Source organism: Methylobacterium sp. FF17 (assembly GCF_025813715.1).
GTDB lineage: Bacteria > Pseudomonadota > Alphaproteobacteria > Rhizobiales > Beijerinckiaceae > Methylobacterium > Methylobacterium flocculans.
Genome location: NZ_CP107532.1, coordinates 2,167,134 through 2,190,054 on the forward strand (window position 1 = coordinate 2,167,134; position 22,921 = coordinate 2,190,054).

Below are 22,921 nucleotides of genomic sequence, written 5' to 3' on the forward strand. Positions count from 1 at the left end.
CCGAAGGCTTGGTTCCGGTGGGCTTCCCTGGTGATGGGCCGCGATCCACCGCAACGGGAATGAGGTCCGTCCCCGTCCGCCCGATCCCTCCCACGAACCCGGTCGCACGCTCATGTTCCGCCGCGCCTTGAATGTCTCCTGGCCGCTCGTCGATCAGGCGGTCGTCAGCATCGGGACCTTCGTCATCAACCTCATCCTGGCGCGCAACCTTCCCCAGGCGGAGTACGGCGTCTTCGCCCTGCTGATCAGCGTGTTCCTGACCTTCCAACTCCTCAACGCGTCACTGATCTTCCACCCGCTGATCTTCGGTCTTTCCGCCGCCGAGGGGCGAATGCCCGCGCGCCTCGTCAGCGCGACCTGTCTTCTCACCTTCGGCACCTCGCTGCCGTTGGCGATCCTGGTCGGCGCGGGGCTCGTCCATCTGGGGCGGGGCGACCTCGCCCCCTATGCGGTGGCGGCCTTCCTCGCCGGGCAGGGTCAGGAGGCGCTGCGCCGCTGTCTCTTCGCGCAACTGCGCCACAGCGCGGCGCTGCCCGGGGACGCCGTCAGCTACCTCGGGCAATGCGCGCTGGTGCTCGGCCTGATGCCCCTGGGGCATCTCGGCATCGAGACCGCGCTCGCCGCGATGGCCGGCACGTCGGTGCTCGGCATGGCGCTTCAGGTCGGCTGCCTCCGCTTCGGGCGTGTGACGGGGGCCGAACTTCGGCGCGTGGCCGCCGATTTCTGGGTGATCGGCCGCTGGATCCTGGCCTACAGCGCGGTGACCCTCCTGCGGCTCCAGGTCTTCCCCTGGGCGCTGGCGGCGACCTCCGGGCCGGCCGCGGCCGCGATGTTCCAGGCCGCGATGAACGTGCTCAACGTCGCGAACCCGATCCTGCTCGGGCTCAGCAACGTCATCCCTCAGGTGGCCGCACGCGCCCTGACGCCGCCGGCCGAAGCCGAGGCGGGGCGCGTCCGGTCCGAACCGGCACGGCACCATGCGCGCAGCTGGCGGGCGGTGCGGCCCTACCTCCTCCTCGGTCTGCCCCTGGTGTGCGGCTTCTATGGGCTGGCCCTGGTGATGCCCGGGCCGATCCTGCGCGTCCTCTATGGCGCCCATTCCGAGTATCTCGGTCTCACCGCGGTCGTGCAGGTCCTCGCGTTGTCCGCGATGGTGTCCTACGGGGCGGACATGCTGTCCTCCTTCCTGCACGGCGTGAACGCGGCGCGGACCGCGCTCGCCGTCAATCTCACGGGCGCGGCGGTCGTGATGGTCCTGGCGGTCCCGGCCATCCGGATGCTCGGCCTGATGGGCTGCGCCCTTGTGCTCGCCGCCGCCGGCATCGTCCGCCTCGCCAGTGCCGCCGGCGCGGTCGCCCTGCTCACCCGCGAAACCCGCGGGTCCGCCGATCTCGCCTCGCTCCAGCCCGTGGCGCCCCGTCCGCGATAGGCCGCATCCCCCGCATTCGGGACGGCGGCGCGCCCGGTTGCGCCGCGATTTCGGTGCCTTGGATGAGCGGCGGGAAGGGGGCGGGCTACCTCGAAATTTCCAAATCCGCACCGAACCAAGGTGTTGGAAATCCAAAATTTCACTTGCTATCAGTACATAAAAATGGAGCCTTAAATAATCGATGGCTATCCTGAGGTTCTGCAGATGAAATCTTCGGCTCAGAGGGCTGGACGTTCAGTTGTCGGGGTAGTTCCCCGAAACAAGAAACAGGTTCGGCACACCGTCGACACGGTGCTGATCGAGCCGAGTAGCCTGTTCCGGGTCGGGCTCGAGTACCTTCTCGCGCAGACGCAATTCCGGGTCGTGGCGCGGATGGAGAGCGGTCTGCTGGAGGACCTGCCATCGGTCTCCCCGAACGCGCCGCTGCTCTTCATCCTCGGGGCGCCCGACAGCCTGAAGGACACCATGAGGACCGCTGGCAGCGTGAAGGCGCGCTTCCCAACCGCGCGCATCGCCTGCATCCGCAAGAGCTACGACTCCGCCGACATGACGGCACTCCTCGGTTCCGGCGTCGACGGACTGCTGTTGCGGAGCATCGATGCGAAGATCCTCGTCAAATCCCTCGATCTGATCATGTCCGGAGAAAGTATCTTTCCGCATGATCTGCTGAAGTTCGGTCGCCGGGATGATTGGGGCGCTGTCCGCTGCGACGGCGCTTCCGAAACGGTGGCCGAGGCGCCTCCGGAAGCTGGCGACCTCTCCCATTGCGCCCTCTCGGCGCGGGAACGCGACGTCCTCCGGCTCCTCGTCAACGGAGACAGCAATAAGTTGATCGCGCTCAAGCTCGCGATCACGGAGGCAACGGTCAAGGTTCACGTCAAGGGTGTTCTGCGCAAGATCCAGGTTCAGAACCGGACCCAGGCCGCAATCTGGGCCGTTCATTGTCTTTCGGACGATAAATCCTCCCTGTGATCGGGGTGGTGCCGCGCCACGGTCGGCCGGATCGGATGTTCCGTACGTGTCCCGATCGAGGCCTGTGATCCGAGCGCGAGGAGCGCGTCCGGTGGTCGCCTTGTGCGTCGCACCCTCGTGGGGCAGCCGTTTTCGCGCAGCCCGGCGGCCGAGCGCAACGCGGCCGCACAATGCGGGCGGGAGCGCCATCTATCCCCTGCCGATCAGCGCGTAAGAGTACGGATCATTCGATTGGAGGATATGCAGAACTGGCACAGATGTGTCAGCAATCCGCGACGTTCACGACATTGAGACTCTCCAATGTTAAAGAAACAATTGATATATTGAGAATCTCGTTGTTGATCGTTGATGATTATGTATTATGCCTTCTCAAGATCGGTCCTCGGTGTGCGTAATCCGTTCCAGTCTCGTGGATGCCCCAGCGGTGAGGAGTGTACATTGGCCGGCCTCGAATCTGCTAAAGCTGCAGCGAATGCTCGCAGACGCTATGGGGCCTCCAGAGGTGCCCTTCTGAAATCACCGGCTCGAAAGGCTGCCGGGGAAACCGTGCCGGTGATCCTCGTCGGTCCCCCGGGACTGTACGGGGAAGGTCTTCAGCAGGTCCTCAAATCCCACGACTTCGCCATCGTGGCCGGATCCTCCACCCTCGAGGCCGTCGATCCGGCGCGTGCCGGCGAGGCGCAGATCGTCATCGTCATGGACCCCTCGGGAGAGCCCAACCTCCCCCGGACCGTCGCGACGCTGCAGGAGCGGAATCCCCGGTTGCGCTTCGTCCTCCTGGTGGACACGAGTGACTCGGGACGGATCGCGGCAGCGCTCCAGGTCCCCGCGCACGCCTTCCTCTGCCAGAAGATCGCCTGCGAGCCACTGCTGAAGGCGCTCGATGTCGTGCTGGGCGACGGGGCCGTCATGTCCCTCGACCTGATGCCCTACCTGCTGGCCCATCCACGCGAGGAGGCCGAGCCGGTGGCGCCGGAACCGGAGCCGACGAGCGGCCCGATCGCCGGGTCATGTCGCTCCCTGTCCGAGCGGGAGGTGGACATCCTGCGCTGCCTGACCGACGGGGCCTCGAACAAGCTCATCGCCCGTCGCTTCCAGATCGCCGAATCGACCGTCAAGATCCACGTGAAAGGGATCCTCCGGAAGATCAACGTGCGCAACCGGACCCAGGCCGCGATCTGGGCGCTGTCGCAGACCTCCTCCTTCGCGGGGGCGGCGAAGCCCGGCACGATGCGTCCCGGCGGCGAGTTGCTGGCGAAGGCGGAACTCCGCCCCTGACGCGGGTGGCTGAAGGGAAAATCCGGTGATGGCCCGAGGGTAGCGTCGAGGTGCAACCTCGACGCTACCCTCGATCGCTTCACGGGGGAGTGCCGGATCCCACTGGGGAACGCTCTCCCGCCTCGTGTGAGCCTGCACCGGCTCGGCCGCTTCCCACAGGCCGACGGTGCTCTCCGCTCCGCACATGCTGCGCTTCAGGGAACCGCCAATAGTCGGACCGCTCGCCCGATGCGCGGCTGTCGCTCGACGCAGAAGGCGCGGACCCTGGGCCGGGTCCGCGCCTGGATATCGCGCAGCGCGATGTCCGAAGGGCATCAGCGGGCGCCGGAGCCTCCGAGGACGGCCGGGACGGTGGCGAGGAGGATGTACAGGTCGAGCCAGATCGACCAGTTCCGGATGTAGAAGCTGTCCTGGCTCTTCTGGGTCTCCAGATCGCCGTCGCTGCGCGACGAGACCTGCCATAGGCCGCTCAGGCCCGGCCAGACACTCGCCCTGAGCTTCTGGAAGTCGGGGTCGAAGCTGTCGAGGTGATAGGACGGGAACGGGCGCGGCCCGATCAGGCTCATGTCGCCCCGTGCCACGTTCCAGAGCTGGGGCAGTTCGTCGAGGCTGCTGCGGCGGATGAAGTTGCCGATGCCGGGCAGGATGCGCGGATCGTGCGTGAGCTTGAAGAAGAGCCCCCATTCCTCGCGCGCCTGCGGATCGGCGGCCAGGTGGGCCATGAGACGGGGTTCGGCGTCGATATACATGCTCCGGAGCTTCAGGACGCGAATCGGCTTGCCGTTTCGCCCGACCCGGGACTGCACGTAGAAGGCCGGTCCGGGATCCACCCACTTGATCGCCAGGGCGAGGAGCCCGATCAGGGGGGCCGCGAGCAGGGTCGCCGGCCAGGCCAGGAGGATGTCGATCGCGCGCTTCAGGCGCAGGTTTCGGCTGCGATAGAGATCGCGTCGGATCTCGAGGCCGAGGACGCCGCCGAGGGGGCGGGTCTGGAGCCAGAGACATTGCAGGGCCTGCGCATCGTGGGCCACGACCACGCGGGAGAAGGGCAGCGCGCCAGGATTGGCGAGATCGTTCGCCGCGAACTCGGCGCTCGAACAGAAGATCGCCACCTCGATCCGGCCCTTGAGCAGGCCGGCGGTCTCCAGGGTGCCGAGGATGGGCAGGCGGCCGGTGTCCGGCGACCCCGCGCCTTCGCCCGGCCGGCCAATGAAACCCACCGGACGCAATCCGAGCTCAGGTTGTGCCAGCAGGGAGCTCGCCAGCGCCGGGCCTTCGCCCTCGAGGCCGATGATCGCCGTCGGGGCCCCCCACATCCGGCGCCGGATCAGGAAGCGCCGGATCGCGACCTCACCGTAGAATCCGAACGGGACGAGGAGGAGGGCGGTGGCCGCGATGCCGGCGATCCGGGATGCCAGGACGCCGGATCCCGCCAGCACGAGGGCGCAGGCGACGGCGAAGGCGAGGCTGCCCCAGGAACGCAGGCGCAGGCGCTCGGCCGGGCTCGGGCCGTAGCCGCCGTAAAGTCCGAACACCCCGTAGATCGTGCAGGCCAAGGCCGGCGTGACGAGGTGATGGAATGGGCCCGCCACGCCTTCGAACGGGGCGGCCCCGAAGACGACTTGTACGCCCGCCGCCGCCGTGAGTGCCGCGAGCGCGTCCGTTGCGGACAGGGCGATGGCGACGGCGAGTCGGCGGGGGCGCCCGCCGCCCACGGCGGCGGTGAGCCATCCGCGGGACCCCGCGAGCGCGCCCGGCCAGGCCTGTGCGCCCGGTTCGGCGTCCTGCGGGATCAGCCCGTCGGCGCTCAAGACGCGCGCACGCAAACCGGCCATTCAGGCTCTCCTCAGATCAGGGATTGTCGATATGCTCTGAGGCTTCAGCAAAACGGGCGAGAAGACCAGAATTTATCAGTATTAGTCCGTTCTGGTTCCCTGCGGGGCTGGAAGACCTTTCGAAGGCGCGCGCTGCAGGAGCTGGGTCGCCGCCAGGATGAGAAAGCCCGGGACGATGCGCAGGTAGCGGCCGCCGAGGCGCCTCGGTTCCGAGGCGAGGCGAAACAGCCATTCGAGGCCGCCGCGCTGCATCCAGCGCGGGGCCTGCGGCTTGGTACCGGCGAGGAAGTCGAAGGCCGCGCCGACCCCGATCAGGACCGGCGCCTCGATCAGGTGGCGATGGGCCTGCATCCAGCGTTCCTGCTTGGGCGTGCTGAGGCCGACCCAGACGATGTCCGGGCGCGCCGCGTTGATCGCGTCGATCATCGCGTCGTCCTCCGCCTGGGTGACCGCCCGGAACGGCGGGCTGAGGATGCCGGCCACGCACAGGCCCGGATAGGTCTGGCAAAGGACGTCGCGCAGTCGCTCGGCAAGGCCCGGCGCCCCTCCGAAGTAGAAGTGCCGGTAGCCGTATTGCGGCGAGAGCCGGCTCACCTCGCGCATCAGGTCGGGCCCGTAGACCCGCCGCACCCGCCCGAACCCGAGCCGGCGCGCCATCCACACCAGCGGCATCCCGTCCGGGGTGACGAGGCCGGCCTCGTTGTGGATCCGGCGCAGAGCCGGATCCCGGCGGCACTCCATCACCCCGTGGACGCCGGTGATGCAGACGTAGCGACGCTGGCGCCGGGCGATCCAGTCCCCGATGGTCCGGACCGCGTCGCCGAGGTCGATCGCGCTGACCTTGACGCCGAGGATGTCGACGCGGGGGGAGGCCGGCGCGGTCACGAGGCGGCCCGCATGGACAGGCTGAGGAGGGGGCTGGCACCGCTCAACCGGGTCTCGAAATAGGCGATGGTGCGCATGAGGCCGTCGTCGAGATTGACCTTCGGGCTCCAGCGCAGGCGCTCCCGTGCCTGGCCGATGTCGGGGCAGCGCTGGGTCGGGTCATCCTGCGGCAACGGCCGGTAGGTGACGGCGGAGCGGGAATTGCACAGGGCGACGATCCGCATCGCCAGTTCCTCGACGGTGAGTTCCACGGGATTGCCGAGATTGATCGGCATCGAGGCCGTCTCGCAGGCCATCAGCCGGACGAGGCCCTCGACCATGTCTTCGACGTAGCAGAAGGAGCGCGTCTGCGAGCCGTCGCCGTAGAGAGTGATGGGCTGGTTGGTCAGCGCCTGGATGATGAAGTTCGAGACCACGCGGCCGTCCTGCGGATGCATGTTCGGGCCGTAGGTGTTGAAGATGCGCGCCACGCGGATCGGCAGCTGATGCTGGCGCTGGTAGTCGAAGAACAGGGTCTCGGCGCAGCGCTTGCCCTCGTCGTAGCAGGCGCGCGGGCCCGTGATGCTGACGCGGCCGCGGTAATCCTCGGTCTGCGGATGGACATCGGGGTCTCCGTAGACCTCGCTGGTCGAGGTCTGGAGGATCGGCACGCGCAGCCGCTTGGCCAGCCCGAGCATGTTGATCGCCCCGAGGATGCTGGTCTTGGTCGTCTGCACCGGGTCGCGCTGGTAATAGATCGGCGAGGCGGGGCAGGCGAGATTGTAGATCTCGTCGACCTCGACGTAGAGCGGGAAGGTCACGTCGTGACGAAGGAGCTCAAAGTTCGGATTGTCCATCAGGCCAAGCACGTTGGCGCGCGAGCCCGTGAAGAAGTTATCGACGCATAGAACCTCGCTCTTCTCCTTCAGGAGCCGCTCGCAGAGATGCGAGCCGATGAAGCCCGCCCCACCCGTCACGAGTACCCGCTTGGCCATCTTAGCTGTTCCTTCGCATGCCGGAATCCGGTCCTGCGCGGGCTGAGATGCGCGAGGATTCCATCCTCGTCGTCCACCAGCCTCGGCGCGGCCGTCGCCAGCGATGCTCGCCCCGGCGGTCTCCACCGGCAATGGGCGCATCGGGCCAGGGCGCCCGCAAGGGCAAGCCAAATGGAACTACTCCCTCCCACGTCCCGGGAAGACTGCTCCACGTCCCGGGAACACTTCGCGCCGGCACGGCCCCGCGTCGTGAATTGCCGCGTCGGCCGGACGTTTCTCCGATGAACTAGCTCCAAGTGAGTGTGGCGCCTCACCCCAAAGAGAACTTCATTTCTTATTTAAGCTTTCCTAGGATTGGTCGTGATCTGAAAGATGTGCGCTTCATCAAGGGATCGATTGATGAATATCTGCGAGTATCTGCCCTTGGTTCTCGAAGTTCTTGCTCTGAGCCCCGCCGGCGGCGAGCGCACCGCCGTTCCGGTGTTTCCGCACGCGGTTCAGCCCGGATCGCCCGACATCTGACGCGTCCGTCCATCGACGTGTCGTCACGAACGTCGTCGCGACCGGCCCCGGATGGGGGCGACACGGCGCGTACCGAAATCCCGCACCGGGATCTCCGCGCCCGTCCCTTCCCGTCCACGTGGTCCCGTCGCGGCGGCGCCCACCTTGCTCCCGCCCCGTCCAATGATCCGGCGCGGCCGTGCCCTCCAGGAGGACCCCCTGATGACCGAGATCCAGCCCCTGATCATGTGCGGTGGCGCCGGGACGCGCCTGTGGCCGACGTCGCGGGAAAGCTTTCCCAAGCAGTTCGCGAAGCTGCTCGGGCCGCGTTCGAGCTTCCAGGAGACCGTGCTGCGGGTGCGCGGACCGGGCTTCGCGCCGCGTCCCGTCATCCTGACCAGCCGCAGCCACTACCACCTCGTGGAGCAGCAGCTGCAGGAGATCGACATCGAGGCCGACATCCTGCTCGAACCCGCCCGCCGGGATTCCGGACCCGCGATCTTGGCCGGCACGACGATGATCGGCCGCGTCGATCCGGAGACGCCGATCCTCGTGGTGGCCTCCGATCACGTCATGCAGGACGGCGAGGCGTTCCGGGAGGCGGCACGCGCCGGGCTGGCCGCCGCCCTCGCCGGCCGCATCGTCACCTTCGGGATCACGCCGACCCATCCGGCGACGACCTTCGGCTACATCGAGCCCGGCACGCCGACCGAGGGCGCGACGCACGCGGTGCAGCGCTTCGCCGAGAAGCCGGACGCGGCGACGGCGGTGCGCTTCGTGCTCGCGCGCATGCTTTGGAATTCGGGCAACTTCCTCTTCACCGCCGCGACGATGCTCGACGAATACAAGCATCACGACCCGGTGACGGTGGAGCGCGTGGCGCTGGCGCTCGACGGAGCCACCCACCATGCGGGCGCGCTTCTCCTGGAGGAGGAGGCCTTCAAGCGGGTGGAGGCATGCTCCATCGACTACGCCGTCCTGGAGAAGACCGCCCGCGCCGCGGTGACCCCGCTCGCCTGCGGCTGGTCGGATATCGGAACCTGGGAAGCCATCTGGGAGCTCGGCGAAACGGACGACTCCGGGAATGTCCGCCAGGGCGACGTCGAAGTCTTCGATTCCTCGGATTGCCTCGTCAGCACGGACGGCCCGCTGACCTCGCTCCTCGGCGTGAAGGACCTGATCGTGGTCGCCCATCGCGACGCGATCCTCGTCGCCGACCGCCGGCGCAGTGCCGAGGTGAAGGGCATCGTCGAGGACCTGCGCCTGAAGGGCCGCAAGGAAGCCGATGCGCATGCGCGGGCCCATCGCCCCTGGGGCTGGTACGAGGTGATCGATTTCGGCGACCAGTTCCAGGTCAAGCGCATCGTCGTCAATCCGGGCGGCCGGCTGTCCCTGCAGACGCACCAGCATCGCGCCGAGCACTGGGTCGTCGTCACGGGCCTCGCCCGCGTCACCGTGGGCGACACGGTGGAGAACCTCGGTCCCAACCAGCACGCCTACATCCCGCTCGGGGCCGTGCACCGCCTGGAGAACCCCGGCAACACGCCGGTCCAGCTCATCGAGGTCCAGAGCGGGGGCTATCTCGGCGAGGACGACATCGTCCGTCTGGAAGACGTCTATGCGCGCGTCTGACCCGCAAGTCGGGACGGTCGCCGCCATCGAGCGAAGGGCGCGGGGGTCGCGCCGCCGGGACGCGGAGGCAACGCCATGAGGATCATCGTCACCGGAGGCAACGGCTATGTCGGGCGGGAGGTCACCCGCCGCCTGATGCGTGAGCATACGGTGCGGGTCGTGGATTCGTTGCGCTACGGCACGATCCGCTTCCGGCCGGACGAGATGTCGGCCTTCCAGTTCCGGCAGGCGGACATCAACGACGCGGGGGCGATGCGGAGCGCGATCGGGGACTTCGAGCCCGACGCCGTGATCCACCTCGCGGCGATCCACTACATCCCCGAATGCGAGCAGGATCCGGCACTCTCCGTGCGCACCAACGTGTCCGGCACGCAGAACCTCCTCGCCGCCTGTCCCCCGGGCTGCCGCTTCGTCTTCGCCAGCAGCGGGGCGGTCTACAAGCCGGACGAGTCGCCCCACCGCGAGGACACCGCCCTCATCGAGCCGAGCGACATCTACGGCTACAGCAAGCTGCACGGCGAACATTACGTCCGCTACGCGGCCGCCGCGCATGGCCTCTCGGCGGTCGTCGTCCGTCTGTTCAACGTCATCGGCCCCGGCGAGACGAACCCGCACCTCCTTCCGGAGATCGTGGCCCAGCTCAAATCCGGCCGGACGACGATCCGACTGGGCAACCTGTGGCCCCGGCGCGACTACATCCACGTCCAGGATGCCGCCGCCGGCTTCGTCGCGACGACGCTGAGCCGCGCCGTCGGGACCGGCGAGACCGTTACGGTGAATCTCGGCACCTCCCGCTCGTATTCCGTGGCGGACATCCTGGGTAAGCTCAAGGCGATCACCGGCAGCGACTTCGAGCTGATCCAGGACGAGACACGGGTGCGGGCGGTGGACCGGCCCTTCCTGGCGGCCGACAACAGCCGCATCCGCGACCTGTTCGGCTGGAACCAGGCGCACTCCATCGACGAGGCCCTGGCCCATCTCTGGCGCGAGCCGGAACTGTCGATCCAGCTCACGGAGAAGTACGCATGATCCGGGTCCTGGCGCCCCTGATCGTGCCGCCGCACATGTCGGTGAGCGGCGGCGCGCGGGCGGGCGAACAGTTGAGCTTCGCGCTCGCGCAGCAGTGCCGGATGAGCGTGGCCAGCATGCTGGCCACGGCCGATGTCGCGCCGGTCGATGCCGCCGGCGTGTCCCGCGTGCCCGTGCGGACCTGGCTTCCGCCCGGCCTGCCATGGTCGCGCCTGCCCCAGCGCTACCGCACCCTGTTCTACCGCTCCGATATCCCGGATCGCATCAGGCCCGGAGCCTTCGACCTGATCCACCTGCACAACCCGATGCCCGCCCTCGAAATGGAGCGGGTCGCCCGGGCGGCACGGCGGGCCGGCATTCCCTACCTGGTCTCGACGCACGGCTTCAACGAGATCGCCAACGGGCGCACCGTCTACGGGTTCGACCGCCTGCGCGGCGAGGTTTGGCGGCGCTTGGTGGAGAACCCCGTCCGTCGCGTCGTGCGGGGGGCGAGCGCCATCCTCGCCCTGTCGCCGGCCGATTTCAGCATCCTCGACGGCATGGGCTACCAAGGGCCGATCCACGTCGCCTCGAACGGGGTCGCCGGCGGTGCGGCGCACGATCCGGAGGCCGAGGCCGCGATCCGGCACAAGTTCAACCTGCCCGCCTGCAGCCCGGACACGCTCACCTGCCTGTTCCTCGCCAACCACACGCCGAACAAGGGGCTGCCGATCCTGCTCGAGGCCTTCCGTAGCCTCACGATCCCCTATCGGCTGATCGTGGCGGGCGACACGCGGCCGGAGATCGACTATGCCGCGTGGCGCTCGCAGCGCCCGGACCAGCACCTCGTGGTCACGGGTCGCCTCGCCGACGCGGATGTGGCGCCGATGATGCGGAGCGCCGACCTCTTCGTCTTCCCGACGCTCGCCGACACCCTGCCGCTGGTGGTGCTCGAGGCGATGGCCGAGGGCATCCCGGTCCTCGCCTCGGCGATCGGGGGAATTCCCTACCAGCTCGAGGGGGGATGCGGCGTCCTCGTGCCCCCCGGGGATGCTCCCGCCCTCGCCGAGGCCGTCGCTCGGATCGCCGCGAACCCGGCCAAGCGGGCCGAGATGGGCAGCCGCGCCCGCGCCCGGGTGGCGCAGCACTTCACCTGGGAGGCGGCGGCCACGAACGCCCTGCGCGCCTATGAGCAGGTGCTGGCCGGCCAGCCGGACTGGAATGAAATCCCCCTCGCCCTGGACGACGCCGCCTGATCGGTGGGCGGAGGCCGGCACGAGGTGCGCGCGTGCCGGCCGCGAGCGCAGCGTCGCCCGAGGCAGGCCCTCGTTTCCCCATCCGAGGCCCCGCGTCCCGGCGCTGTCCGCACCGTGCGCGCGTCGCGGTTCGCCCCCGCGACGCGCGCGGCGATCTCAGGCGTAGATCGCCCCAGGGACGCTGTCCGGAAGATCGAGGAACGTGCGAAACCTCAGCGTGCCGAACAGCCACCGGTCCTCCTGGCGGACCAGGTAAGGGGCAAACCCGGCCTTCTCGCATCCCCGCAGCGACGGGATGTTGTTGCTGTCCACGAAGGTCACGACGTACCGGCACTGGAGCGCGGCGGCCCGTTCGGCGATCTGCGCCATGGCGGCCGGCATGATGCCGTTGCCGCGATAGGCGGGCGGTGTGTACGCGTTCTCCAGCAAGGCCTCGTTTCGGGCAAGGACCGGAAACCAGGTCTTGGGAAAGAACGCCTGGATCTTCGCGTTCTGGTCCGGTCCCATCAGCCACTGGAAGTAGCAGGGCTGGCTACTGCGTTGATCGACGGCCACGTAGCACCGGTCGATCCCGGCTTTGTAATGCGCGTGCCGGGTCGCGATCTCGATCGTCTCCTTCCTGTTGAGGATCGTGCGATCCTCGGGAAACAGCGCGCCGACATCGTCTTCGGAGAAGGCGCGGGTCGTGATCGGAATCTTTGCCTTGGGCGCAACGAAGGCGACCTGAAGATCCCGGCGCAGGCCATAGGTAATCCGTCGCTCGTAGATCAGCCCCGCGCATCGCTTCAGGAATTGCTTGAACTGCCGTTCCCGCAACAGTTCGAGGGCGACCGTGAGGGCATTGGGGACCTTGAACATCGTACCTCCACATGCGCGGTTGGAAACTCGGACGCCTGTTCGAATCCTGCCCGCGGAAACAAGACAAGCTCATCGAGATTTCGAGTGATCGAAGCTTCAGCCGAGCGGGCGCGGATCGCGATCCATGCTCCCGCCGGTCGACTGAAGCGATCATCGTAATATGTAAATCCGATCGGCGCGATTTTTGTTCTGAAGGTATTCGATTTAGCCCGAAATTTATATTCTGAGCGGGGAATAACCGCGCTGATTATTCGTTGAGTTATTGCCGTCAACCGGGTCGCACCGCGGCAGAAGGCCTGCTCGGATCGCTCACGACCGTGTGGATCGAACGGCATCGGGGCGCTCGAACGCACGGTGTCGGATGCCACAGGTCTGCACGCGCATCACGGTCGCGTGAGCGTCCGCGACCAGGAAAGACCAGTCTTCGGCGGTCTCCGGCGTCTGGCCCGACGGCCTCGAGGCCCGGGGAACTTGCTAAAGGTTATTTGTAGTACTCCGAAATGACCTGGGAGATACACTCCGAAATCCGAACTAACGTAGGTGAATTAATGCACGGTGCGGGCTTCGTATTCATATGACGTGCAGGAAGAGGAACGCATGCCGCATCATCTCATTCGCAAGCTTGAGCACTTCACGAAGCTCTCGTGCGACGACCGGCAGGTCCTCGGAGCCGTGGCGTCCAAGCGGCGGACATTTGCGGAGCATTCCGACATCATCGAGGAGGGGAACGACCCAAGCCATGTCAACCTGATCCTGGAAGGCTGGGCCTGCCGCTACAAGCAGCTCGATGACGGTCGCCGCCAGATCATCTCGTTCTTCGTGCCCGGGGATCTGTGCGATACGCACATCTACATTCTGCGTGAGATGGACCATTCCATCGCCGCGCTCACGCCGGTGAAGGTGGCCGAGATCTCGCGGGCGAGCCTCGACCGCCTGATGGACGAACATTCCCGCGTGACGAAGGCCCTGTGGTGGGACAGCCTCGTGGGGGTGGCCATCCAGCGCGAGTGGACGGTCAATCTCGGCCAGCGCACCGCCATCGAGCGCCTGGGCCACCTGTTCTGCGAACTGTTCCTGCGCCTGCGCGGGGTCGGTCTCACCGAGGGCGACAGCTGCGCGCTCCCGCTGACCCAGATGGAACTGGCGGACGCGCTCGGCCTCTCGAATGTTCACATCAACCGGACGCTACAGGAACTGCGGCGCGCCGGACTGATCGTGCTGAAAGGCGGCTGCCTGACGATCCCGGATCTCGCCGCCCTGCAGAAGGCTTCCCTGTTCAACCCGAACTACTTGCATCTCGACCGCGAGGGCCGCAACCTTGATGCCAACGAACCGGCATCCGACTGAGATGTTTCTATCCGGAGGTAGATGGGGGAGCTTTGAGGACGATGGAATCCGACGCGACCGGCGCCGACGCGCAAGCGATCCTGCTGGCCGAGTTGCAGCACCGGGTCCGTGCCACCCTGGCGACGACCCGGATGATCGCCCGCCGCTCGGCCGAACTCAGCGAGAACCTGGAGGAGTATGCCGCGCATCTCGATGGGCGGCTGGCGGCCCTGGCGCGGGTGCAGAACGTGATCCTCCAGAACGTCAGGGCCGGCGTCGATTTCGGTCGCCTCGTCACCGACGAACTCACGAGTGTCCGCGCCTATCGGGACGGGGGGGCGCGCGTCTCGGGTCCCGATGTGCGGTTGCACCTGCGCGCGGCCGAGCCCTTGGCGCTGGCGCTGCATGAACTGACGACGAACGCCCTGAAGTTCGGCGCCCTGTCGGAGGCCGGGGGACGGCTGACGGTGACGTGGCGGATCGAGGAGGGGGATGGCGGCCCTCAACTGACCTTCGACTGGGTCGAGAGCGGTCAGAACCTCGACACGCAGGCGCCGCGCCGTCGCGGCTTCGGCAGCGTGGTGCTGCTGGAGATGCTGGCGCACAACCTGGACGCCGGGGTGAGCCTCAGCTTTGCGGCCGATGGCCTGCACTACCGGCTGGTGCTGCCCCTGACCGAGCGCATGCTGCACGAGGCCTGAGGCACGCCGTGCCTTCATCCAAGATCGGCGATGACCGCGCCGACCTCGCCCGCGCACTGACGGCGCGGTTCTCGCCCTCCTGCTTCTTGGCCGTGTGACCCGGCAGGAGGGCCCGCGCAGGGGTCGGTTCGGCTTTGCGAGGGCGTTCGAGGTCTCGGAAGGTGTGCAGCCTCATGGTTTCACATGAGCTGTCAGGTCGAATTTCCGAGATCGTGAAGTGGAAGTTGCACAGGATATAAATTTACAATGCAACCTGTGAGCGCTCCGGATGAGGCGGCAGGTTTAGTTTTTCCATTTGAAAGGGATTTTTGGAGCGGTTAGCTTGAGCCTCGAAAGAGGTGCTGATGGAAGCGGGGGAAAGGCTTGTCGGCGCACGTGCCCGTCGCCGCATTCTGGTGGTCGGAGACTGCATGCTCGACCGGTACGTCTACGGTCACGCGGGTCGCGTTTCCCCGGAGGCACCCGCGATCGTCCTCGCTGCCCAGGCGCAGGAGCAGATGCCCGGAGGGGCCGCGAACGTCGCCGTCAATGTTGCGGCCCTCGGTGCCGAATGCGTGCTCGTCGGGCTGGTGGGGGCGGACGAGGAGGCCGATCTCCTGCGGCGGGCCCTGGCCTCGTGGGAGGGCATCGACACGGTCTTCGCCGCGGACAGGACGCGGCGCACGACGCTGAAGACCCGCTTCGTCAGTCCCCAACATCACACGCACCTGTTGCGCGTGGATTGGGAGACATCCGAGGCCCCATCCCCTGAAGTGGCCGCGCGGATCACGACGCTCGCGCAAGCCCGCATGGGCGAAGGCGGAATCCTCGTCCTCTCCGATTACGGCAAGGGTGCGCTCTCGGATCATACGATCCAGGCGTTGATCGAGGCGGCGCGCGGGAGCGGCATGACCGTTCTCGTCGATCCGAAGGGAAGCCGGTTCGAGCGCTATCGCGGCGCGACGCTCATCACGCCGAACCTGACGGAACTCGGCGCCGCGATCGGAAGGCCCGTGCCGCAGGACGACGGCGCGGTCGAGGCGGCGGCACGGGAATTGTCGCAGCTCACCGGCATCGCGGAGGTTCTGGTCAAGCGGCACGGGTTCGGCGTTCACCTCGTCCAGTCGGGGCGCACGACCCTTCGCCTCCCGGCCCTGGCGCGCTCCGTCAAGGACGTTTCGGGCGCGGGCGATACGATCCTGTCGACCCTCGCGGTCGCCCTGAGCGCGGGCGCCGGGATCGCGCACGCGGTGCGCTGGGCGAATGCCGCCGCCGCCGTCGTCGTCGCGAAGCAGGGCACGGCCGCGCCGACGCGGCAGGAGGTCGATGAGCTTCTCGAGGGCGAAGCCCCTTACGCGCCGGCCCGCAAGGTGAGCCCGAACCTCGCCGCGCTCGTGGAACGGGTTCGGGCCTGGAGAGCCGCTGGATTGTCCGTTGGATTGACCAATGGCTGCTTCGATCTGCTCCATCCGGGGCATGTCGCCCTGCTCACGCAGGCGCGGGGACAGGTGGATCGCCTGATCGTCGCGATGAACAGCGACAGCTCGATCCGGACTCTGAAGGGCTCGACGCGGCCCATCATGGATGCCGAGGCCCGCGCCGCGATGCTCACCGCTCTCGAGGCGGTCAGCGCCCTCGTCCTCTTCGATGAGCCGACCCCGATCGCGATCATCGAGGCGGTCCGGCCGGACGTCCTGTTCAAGGGATCCGATTACGCGATGGACGACGTGGTCGGACGCCACTGCGTCGAGGCGCATGGGGGGCGGGTCGTGCTGATCGAGCGGCGTGCCGAGATCAGCACGAGCGCCGTGATCCAGCGCATCCTGTCGCGCTAGCGGGCGCGCGGCGACGTGATCCTGTCCCCGGCCATCGAGCCGCTCCAGTCCTGCCGGCCGATCCGGCCGATCCCGCCCGGTCGGGCCGCCCTGTTCCTGGACCGGGACGGCGTGATCATCCGGGACACCGGGTACGTCGCTCAGGTCGCGCAGGTGGATCTCCTGCCCGGGGCGGCCGAGGCCATTCGGAGGATGAACGGCGCCTCGTGGCCCGTCGTCGTGGTCTCCAATCAGAGCGGCCTCGGCCGGGGGTATTTCGACCACGCCGCCCTGGAGGCCGTCCAGGCCTGCGTCGAGGCGCGCCTCGCAGCCCAGGGCGCATGGCTCGACGCGGTTCTGATCTGCGGGGCAGCCCCCTGGGATTCCACGACGGCGTTGTCGTGGCGCAAGCCCAATCCCGGAATGTTCCTGGCGGCCCGGGACCGGTTCGCCCTCGATCTGGCGAACAGCATCATGGTCGGCGACCGCATCACGGACCTGGTCGCCGCGCGCGATGCGGGCGTGGCGCGCCGGATCCTGCTGGCCGAGCCGGGCGATGCACTTCCCGAGGCCGCGACCGACGTCGCGCGGGACCTGATCTCCGCCATTCGCGGGATTGCAGGGCCAGGGCTGGCCTTCGTCCTTGGCTGAGCCGGGCCTTGAGGCGCTGACGCGCGTGGTCGAGACCACGGATCGATGGCTGCGCGCGCAGGCCTGGCCGCTCTGGCTCGAACACGGGGTCGATTGGGACCGGGGCGGCTTTCACGAGCACCTCTGCCCGTCGACCCTGCGGTGCGACGCCCCGTTCCGCCGCCTCAGGGTGGCGGCGCGCCAGGTCTACGCCTTCAGTCACGCGGCGAGGGCGAGTCTTCCCAAGGCGCACGATGCCGTGGAACTGGGGCTGCGAAGCATCCGCACCCACTTCGCGCTGTCGGGCGGCCGCTACGCGACGCGCTGCGATGTGCAAGGGACCGTCATCGACGCGCGCGTCGACCTCTACGACCAGGCCTTCGTCCTCCTGGCGCTGGCCTCGGCCCACGCGCTCCGGCCCTGCCATCGCCTGCGGCACGAGGCGCACGCGCTCGTCCGATTCCTCGACACGTCGCTCCGGCATCCGGGAGGGTCCGGTTTCCGGGAGGGCTTACCCGACCGGCTTCCGCGCCGGCAGAACCCGCACATGCACCTCCTGGAGGCTTTTCTGGCCGCCGGGGAAAGCTTCCACGACGACCTGTTCTTCGTGCGCGCCGCCGAAATGGTCGACCTGTTTCTCGATGTCCTGTTTCAGGACGCTGCAGGCGCCCTGCCGGAATCCTTCGACGCGGCGTGGCGGCCGCTCGCGGAGTCGAAGGTCTTCATCGTCGAGCCCGGCCACCATGCGGAGTGGATCTGGCTCCTCTCCCGCTTCGTCGACCTGACCGGAGACCGGTCGGGCCGGCGGGCGCGGTGCGATGCGGCGGCGCAGGCGTTGGGGCGCTTCACGCAGCGGTTCGGGGCCGGCCCCTTGTTCGACACGGTGTGGAGCGACGGGCGCGTGCGGTCCCCCGGACGCAGCCTCTGGCCCCAGGCCGAGGCCCTGAAGGCGGAGGCCTGTCGGGCGGATCGAAGCACGGACGGGTTGCTGCGCGCGTATGCGAATCTCGGGCGTTTCCTCCTGCCCGAACCGAAGGGGCTCTGGAGGGAGCAGATCGGCCCCGGTCGCGAGGGGCCGAACTCAGTCGCCCGGGCGAGCAGCCTCTATCACCTCACCGGCGCCATCACCGAGGCGAGCCGGAGGCTGTCGCACGGACATGCGCCCACCGCCGCTCCCGACCGTGCCCCGCCGGACGGCGGCGAGGAGATCGTCGGCCACCCGCGCGATGACCGGGCCCCAGTCCCCTGAACGGGTTTGCCGGTACTCGCGCAAGGTCGGGTACCAGCGATTGCATCCTTCGGACCGGCCCCAGCGCCAACAGGTGTCGTGCCGGTTCAGGAGCCAGACCGGCTTTCCGAGCGCCGCCGCCAGATGTGCCACGGCCGTGTCGACGCTGATCACGAGATCGAGGCCCGTGACGAGGGCCGCCGTGTCGGCCAGATCCGAGAGGTCGGGGGTCGGATCGTAGAGGTCGAGGCCCGCCGGAGTCTCCCGTAGCCGGGCTTCGCCCAACTGGAGGGAAACCAAGCGTAGGCCCCCGATCCGGCCGAGCGGCGCCAGGACATCCAATGTCAGCGAGCGCCGGGCATCCGCTGCCAGCGTCGGATTGCCGGCCCAGACGAGACCGACGCGCAATCCCTCGAAGGCGGTGAGCCGCGCCCGCCAGCGGGCCACGTCATCCGGGTCGGCGGCGAGATAGGGCGCTCCGTCCCGCCCCGCGGGCTCGGCGTCGCCGAGATGCCGGGGCAGGCTCAGCAGCGGCACCTGATACCGGGCGTGATCGGCCGCTTGAGCAAGGTCGACCACCTCGACGCTCCGGTCCCGGAAACTCGTCCGCAGGAGTCGGACGAGCGGTGCCTGAACCTGGAGCAGGATGCGGACGCCCGACGGCAGGGCACGCAGGTAGCGGACGAACTGCAGGGTATCGCCGAGCCCCTGCTCGGCGTGGACGAGGAGGGGCCCGGTTCCCGGCTCCTGCCCCTGCCAGGATGGAACCCGCGCAGGGCTCGCCCGCGACCTCCAGGCTTCCACCCGCCATCGCGCCTCGTACAGGAGCCAGCCTTGCGCGAAGCGTTCCGTCTGCAGGAGGAGGAACGCGAGGCTGACCTGGGCTTCGGGGTAGTCCGGACGCAGTGCCAGAGCCGCCCGCAGCGCGACCTCCGCCTCTTCGAAGCGGCCGACGTTCCTCAGGACATCACCCAGCGAGTTGAGCGCTTCGGGGTAGCGGGGGTCCAGGGCGATCGCCCGACGCAGGTGGGCCTCCGCAGGGGCGTAGCGCCCGGCCTCGGCGGCCAGGATTCCGAGGCCGAGGGCCGGCTGCGGCGCGCCGGGCGCCCGGACGGCGGCGGAGTGCCAGGCCGCCTCCGCCTCGGCGAACCGGCCCGCCGCGTGGAGGACGCTGCCCTGCTCGATCAGCGCCGCCACGTCGGCGGGGTCGGCGTCGAGGATGCGGCGCAGGATCGCTTCGGCCTCCGCGAGGTGTCCGCAGTGCCGGTGCCCCTGTGCGAGGGCGACCTGTGCTGCGGCGTCGGCCGGCTGAAGCCGTGCCCATGCCGAGAGGGCCGGAATGGCCTCGGCAAAGCGGCCCTGCGCGGCGAGCAGAGCGCTCAGGTTCCGATGGGCGGTGGCCGAATCCGGCCGCAGGCGGAGGGCCGTGCGGACGCTGGTCTCGGCCTCGCGCAGATGTCCGAGGGCACGCTGGGTCACGCCGAGGTTTTCGAGGGCGTCGGGATAGTCTGGCCGAAGCGTCAACGCTCGGCGAAGACTGGTTTCCGCTTCGGCAAAACGCCCCTGTTCGTGCAGCAGGTTGCCGAGGTTGCTGTGCAGGCTGGCGACCTGGGGCGCGGCGCGCAAGGCCGCCCGCAGGTACGCCTCGGCCTCGGTCCGCTGGCCCTGCATGGCAAGAGCAACGCCCAGCATCGATAGCATGTCCGGGTCCGATGCCGAGTGGGCCTCGATGATGCGGAGTAAGGCAATGGCCTCCGTCAGAAGACCCCGGCTCAAAAGCGCGCGAACTTCCCCGATGTGCCGCGGCGACATGCCAATGTCCCTCTGAGATATGCCACGTAGCCTCCCTAACATCTAGGTTGCTACGAGCGATCGACATACAACCATGTCGGTTTCACTTGCCAGCAAGAAACCTTGAACATACCATGAGCTCATCACGCCTGGGAATTGCCTGGAAGGTCCGGGCGGCGCGCACCTGCGCGCTTGGCGTCGGGAGCCTTGAAGGTATTCGTTAAGGAAACATCCCTCAGAGATTAAAAGCGCTTGAATTCATTTTCTATACGCTAGATGATCTTTCTGCTGAAGTGCGATCCTGTCCTAAGAGGCATTTTTACAATGCTTTACTTAAGAGACGTGGGTATTGCGCGGCATGAACATGGGATTGTTCTCTGATGGCTTTGACCGCCCTTTCTCCCGAAAGCGGGAATGAATTCGTCGACGCGTTTATCAACAATGGCCGGCATTACGTGAACGATGCCGGCGTGGAGGGGCCGTTCGTCGTCAAGTATTATTTCGGCAAATTGACCGGAACAGCCGTCGACGGAAACAACACGGGCTATGATTGGCGCCCCTTCGAGAAGGCGCAGTTCAGCAAGGCCATCCAGAACTGGGAGAACGTCGCCAACGTCGATTTCCAGCAGGTCGCGACCCAGCCCGAGGCACTCTTCGTCGAGCGCCTCGAGAACCAGGCGACCGCCGGAGGAACGGTCTCGGCCTCCCACAATCTGCCGAGCGCCAACGCGAATGCCCAGAGCAACGGGACGTACAACTTCGAGGCGGTCGGTGTGCGTCAGTGGACGCCCGATCAGATGGAGCCGGGGGGCAACTTCTATCGCACCTTCATCCACGAGACCGGCCACGGTCTCGGTTTGAAGCATCCCCACGATTCCGGATCCGGCGCCTTCGCCCCGAACTACTTCCCCGGCATCGAGGCCACCGACCCGGCCGCGGAACGGCAGCGCGACTTAGGCCTCTACGATCTGAACCATATGTTCGGGTCGGTGATGTCCTACGCGCACGGCTACACGTTCGACGACAAGGGAATCATCGTCGAGGAGCCCACGCGCCAGCGCCCGGTGGCCGAAGATTACTTTCTCGATCACGGTTTTGCCGCCGCACCGATGGCTTACGACATCGCCGCCATCCAGTACCTCTACGGCGCGAACACCACCTTCGCGAGCGGGAACAACGTCTACATGCTGCCCGACAGCAACGACCCGCGGCCGTTCCTGCCGGGGCCGCCGAACGAGGCGGGCGTGCCAGAGACCATCGTGTACCAGCCCGATACCGCGTTCTGGCAGAGCATCTGGGACACCGGGGGCACGGACGAACTGCGCTATGACGGCACGCGCAACGCCATCCTGGATCTCACTGCGGCGACCCTCGATGCGACGACCACGAGCCGCGGCGTCCTCAGCTACGCGGCCTTCATCGGCGGCGGCTACACGATCGCCAACGGCGTCGTCATCGAGAAAGCCACGGGCGGTTCCGGCGACGATACGCTGACCGGCAACGCCGTCGCGAACGTGCTGACGGGGGGCGCCGGCAACGACACGCTCGACGGCCGGGCCGGCGATGATGTCCTCGACGGCGGCAACGGCCTCGACAAGGCGGTGTTTGGCTACGCCCTGAGCGAGGCGACCGTCAGTCTCGCCGCGAGCGGCCTGCTGGTGGTCTCGGGTCCGGATGGCCAGGATACCGTTCGGGGCATCGAGCAGTTCCAGTTCAGCGACCGCATGATCGACACGGCGGACGGCAACCCCCTGGTCGACGACCTGTACTACCTCCTGACCAACCGGGACGTTCTCGCCGCCGGCCAGGATGCGGATGCGCACTACGCCGCCTACGGTGCCGCCGAGGGCCGTGACCCCAACGCGTTCTTCTCCACCAAGGGCTATCTCGGCGTGAACGCCGACGTGGTGAAGTCCGGGGCCGAGGCGCTCACCCAATACCAGCAATCCGGCTTCAAGGAGGGCCGCGACCCGGGCGCGCGCTTCGACAACGAGTTCTATCTCGCCCGCCACACGGACGTGCGGGACGCCGGGCTGAACCCGCTGGAGCACTACCTCCAGTACGGCCAGGCCGAAGGCCGCGCCATCTTCGACGCGGTCGGCAAGGCCGCCGACATCAAGGCCGGGTTCGACGCCGAGTTCTACCTGCTCGCCAACGCCGACGTGCTGCAGGTCGCGCAGAGCACGGGCGCGAGCGACACCTTCGCCTTCGCCCGCCAGCACTTCGACACCGATGGCTGGAAGGAAGGCCGCGATCCGAACGCGGTGTTCGACACCAAGGGGTATCTGGCCGCCTACGGCGACGTCGCGGCGGCGGGCATCAATCCGCTCGCCCACTACGACACCTACGGCTGGAAGGAGGGCCGCGACCCCTCCGCCGACTTCGACAGCTCGGAATACCTTGCGGTCAACGGCGACGTGGCCCAGGCCGGGCTCAACCCGATGCAGCACTACCTGCAGTACGGGCTGGTCGAGAACCGCGCCGTCCTCAACGACGGCACCTTCGGCTACGGCAACATCGCCTGAGGCTGGACGGGCGACGACCGGGCCGTTCTCGGTCGTCGCGCGCCGCGAGCGGTCTCCTTAACCGGCATCGGATCGCCGGATCGATTGACGAAGCGTCAGCGCGTCGGGGGCATCCCCCCGGCGCGCTTGCGTGCTGTGCCATCCTGCTGCCGTCTCAAGTCCGTGACTCCCGAGGACTGCTCCTTCAGGCCGCAGGCGATGTGGGTCCGCCGAAGCGCATCAGGGCACCGACGCGGGGCAGGCCGTGAGCGGAAAGGGGTTCGGTGAGGGCGTGGTCGCCGGTCTCGGGTTCGCTTCGA

16 protein-coding genes and 1 pseudogene are annotated in these 22,921 nt (G+C 67.8%); 12 read left to right on the plus strand and 5 right to left on the minus strand.

Annotated elements, in window-relative coordinates; all coding sequences use genetic code 11:
* Positions 1-112: 112 nt before the first annotated feature.
* From OF380_RS09965 to OF380_RS09975, 3 genes are all read left to right on the plus strand, one after another.
* Positions 113-1,429: a lipopolysaccharide biosynthesis protein gene (locus OF380_RS09965; protein ID WP_264050603.1), complete on the plus strand. Its 1,317-nt coding sequence runs from the start codon at positions 113-115 to the stop codon at positions 1,427-1,429.
* 372 nt (positions 1,430-1,801) lie between these two features.
* Entirely contained in the window at positions 1,802-2,401 is a 600-nt protein-coding gene (locus OF380_RS09970) for a LuxR C-terminal-related transcriptional regulator (protein WP_264051276.1), read from the plus strand.
* Between the two features lie 546 nt (positions 2,402-2,947).
* Positions 2,948-3,679: a response regulator transcription factor gene (locus tag OF380_RS09975; protein ID WP_264050604.1), complete on the plus strand. Its 732-nt coding sequence runs from the start codon at positions 2,948-2,950 to the stop codon at positions 3,677-3,679.
* A gap of 314 nt (positions 3,680-3,993) precedes the next feature.
* Here the strand turns inward: OF380_RS09975 and OF380_RS09980 are convergent, their stop codons facing one another.
* From OF380_RS09980 to OF380_RS09990, 3 genes are all read right to left on the minus strand, one after another.
* Positions 3,994-5,514, minus strand: a complete 1,521-nt coding sequence (locus OF380_RS09980) for an exopolysaccharide biosynthesis polyprenyl glycosylphosphotransferase (protein WP_264050605.1) — start codon at positions 5,512-5,514, stop codon at positions 3,994-3,996.
* A gap of 81 nt (positions 5,515-5,595) precedes the next feature.
* Positions 5,596-6,399: a WecB/TagA/CpsF family glycosyltransferase gene (locus OF380_RS09985; protein ID WP_264050606.1), complete on the minus strand. Its 804-nt coding sequence runs from the start codon at positions 6,397-6,399 to the stop codon at positions 5,596-5,598.
* Positions 6,396-7,373, minus strand: a complete 978-nt coding sequence (locus tag OF380_RS09990; protein WP_264050607.1) for a UDP-glucuronic acid decarboxylase family protein — start codon at positions 7,371-7,373, stop codon at positions 6,396-6,398. Before OF380_RS09990 ends, OF380_RS09985 begins: the two co-directional genes overlap by 4 nt.
* A gap of 723 nt (positions 7,374-8,096) precedes the next feature.
* Here OF380_RS09990 and OF380_RS09995 point away from each other — a divergent pair.
* From OF380_RS09995 to OF380_RS10005, 3 genes are all read left to right on the plus strand, one after another.
* Positions 8,097-9,506: a mannose-1-phosphate guanylyltransferase/mannose-6-phosphate isomerase gene (locus OF380_RS09995; protein ID WP_264050608.1), complete on the plus strand. Its 1,410-nt coding sequence runs from the start codon at positions 8,097-8,099 to the stop codon at positions 9,504-9,506.
* A 75-nt stretch (positions 9,507-9,581) separates the two neighbouring features.
* Positions 9,582-10,535 (plus strand): NAD-dependent epimerase/dehydratase family protein, encoded by a 954-nt coding sequence (locus OF380_RS10000; RefSeq protein WP_264050609.1) that lies wholly within the window; start codon positions 9,582-9,584, stop codon positions 10,533-10,535.
* Positions 10,532-11,770 (plus strand): glycosyltransferase family 4 protein, encoded by a 1,239-nt coding sequence (locus tag OF380_RS10005; RefSeq protein ID WP_264050610.1) that lies wholly within the window; start codon positions 10,532-10,534, stop codon positions 11,768-11,770. Before OF380_RS10000 ends, OF380_RS10005 begins: the two co-directional genes overlap by 4 nt.
* 156 nt (positions 11,771-11,926) lie before the next feature.
* Here OF380_RS10005 and OF380_RS10010 read toward each other — a convergent pair whose 3' ends face one another.
* The gene (locus OF380_RS10010; protein WP_264050611.1) at positions 11,927-12,628 is read right to left on the minus strand and encodes a GNAT family N-acetyltransferase; all 702 of its coding nucleotides are present in this window, start codon (positions 12,626-12,628) and stop codon (positions 11,927-11,929) included.
* Between the two features lie 597 nt (positions 12,629-13,225).
* Between OF380_RS10010 and OF380_RS10015 the strand changes: the two genes are divergently transcribed.
* The 5 genes from OF380_RS10015 to OF380_RS10035 all read left to right on the plus strand — a co-directional run bounded on the left by OF380_RS10015 (position 13,226) and on the right by OF380_RS10035 (position 18,327).
* Positions 13,226-13,975, plus strand: coding sequence for a Crp/Fnr family transcriptional regulator (locus OF380_RS10015; protein WP_264050612.1), 750 nt, complete (start codon positions 13,226-13,228; stop codon positions 13,973-13,975).
* 41 nt (positions 13,976-14,016) lie between these two features.
* Positions 14,017-14,655 carry a sensor histidine kinase gene (locus OF380_RS10020; protein WP_264050613.1) on the plus strand — a complete coding sequence of 213 codons (639 nt, stop codon included), beginning with the start codon at positions 14,017-14,019 and terminating at the stop codon, positions 14,653-14,655.
* Between the two features lie 410 nt (positions 14,656-15,065).
* Entirely contained in the window at positions 15,066-16,469 is a 1,404-nt protein-coding gene (locus OF380_RS10025) for a PfkB family carbohydrate kinase (RefSeq protein WP_264050614.1), read from the plus strand.
* 15 nt (positions 16,470-16,484) lie between these two features.
* Positions 16,485-17,099: a D-glycero-alpha-D-manno-heptose-1,7-bisphosphate 7-phosphatase gene (locus OF380_RS10030; protein ID WP_264050615.1), complete on the plus strand. Its 615-nt coding sequence runs from the start codon at positions 16,485-16,487 to the stop codon at positions 17,097-17,099.
* A complete protein-coding gene (locus OF380_RS10035) occupies positions 17,092-18,327 on the plus strand; it encodes an AGE family epimerase/isomerase (protein WP_264050616.1) in 1,236 nt (411 codons plus the stop codon). Before OF380_RS10030 ends, OF380_RS10035 begins: the two co-directional genes overlap by 8 nt.
* Positions 18,328-18,468: 141 nt before the next feature.
* Here OF380_RS10035 and OF380_RS28760 read toward each other — a convergent pair.
* Positions 18,469-20,160, minus strand: a pseudogene (locus OF380_RS28760) (tetratricopeptide repeat protein); the annotation flags it as partial.
* A gap of 317 nt (positions 20,161-20,477) precedes the next feature.
* Between OF380_RS28760 and OF380_RS10045 the strand changes: the two are divergent.
* Positions 20,478-22,622 (plus strand): matrixin family metalloprotease, encoded by a 2,145-nt coding sequence (locus tag OF380_RS10045; RefSeq protein WP_264050617.1) that lies wholly within the window; start codon positions 20,478-20,480, stop codon positions 22,620-22,622.
* Positions 22,623-22,921 lie beyond the last annotated feature (299 nt).

What these genes read in the sequence shown, in the direction of transcription:
- OF380_RS09965 (WP_264050603.1), top strand. Translation starts at nt 113, where the DNA reads ATGTTCCGCCGCGCCTTGAATGTCTCCTGGCCGCTCGTCGATCAGGCG.
- OF380_RS09970 (WP_264051276.1), top strand. Translation starts at nt 1,802, where the DNA reads ATGGAGAGCGGTCTGCTGGAGGACCTGCCATCGGTCTCCCCGAACGCG.
- OF380_RS09980 (WP_264050605.1), bottom strand. Translation starts at nt 5,514, where the DNA reads ATGGCCGGTTTGCGTGCGCGCGTCTTGAGCGCCGACGGGCTGATCCCG.
- OF380_RS09990 (WP_264050607.1), bottom strand. Translation starts at nt 7,373, where the DNA reads ATGGCCAAGCGGGTACTCGTGACGGGTGGGGCGGGCTTCATCGGCTCG.
- OF380_RS09995 (WP_264050608.1), top strand. Translation starts at nt 8,097, where the DNA reads ATGACCGAGATCCAGCCCCTGATCATGTGCGGTGGCGCCGGGACGCGC.
- OF380_RS10000 (WP_264050609.1), top strand. Translation starts at nt 9,582, where the DNA reads ATGAGGATCATCGTCACCGGAGGCAACGGCTATGTCGGGCGGGAGGTC.
- OF380_RS10005 (WP_264050610.1), top strand. Translation starts at nt 10,532, where the DNA reads ATGATCCGGGTCCTGGCGCCCCTGATCGTGCCGCCGCACATGTCGGTG.
- OF380_RS10010 (WP_264050611.1), bottom strand. Translation starts at nt 12,628, where the DNA reads ATGTTCAAGGTCCCCAATGCCCTCACGGTCGCCCTCGAACTGTTGCGG.
- OF380_RS10015 (WP_264050612.1), top strand. Translation starts at nt 13,226, where the DNA reads ATGCCGCATCATCTCATTCGCAAGCTTGAGCACTTCACGAAGCTCTCG.
- OF380_RS10020 (WP_264050613.1), top strand. Translation starts at nt 14,017, where the DNA reads ATGGAATCCGACGCGACCGGCGCCGACGCGCAAGCGATCCTGCTGGCC.
- OF380_RS10025 (WP_264050614.1), top strand. Translation starts at nt 15,066, where the DNA reads ATGCTCGACCGGTACGTCTACGGTCACGCGGGTCGCGTTTCCCCGGAG.
- OF380_RS10045 (WP_264050617.1), top strand. Translation starts at nt 20,478, where the DNA reads ATGGCTTTGACCGCCCTTTCTCCCGAAAGCGGGAATGAATTCGTCGAC.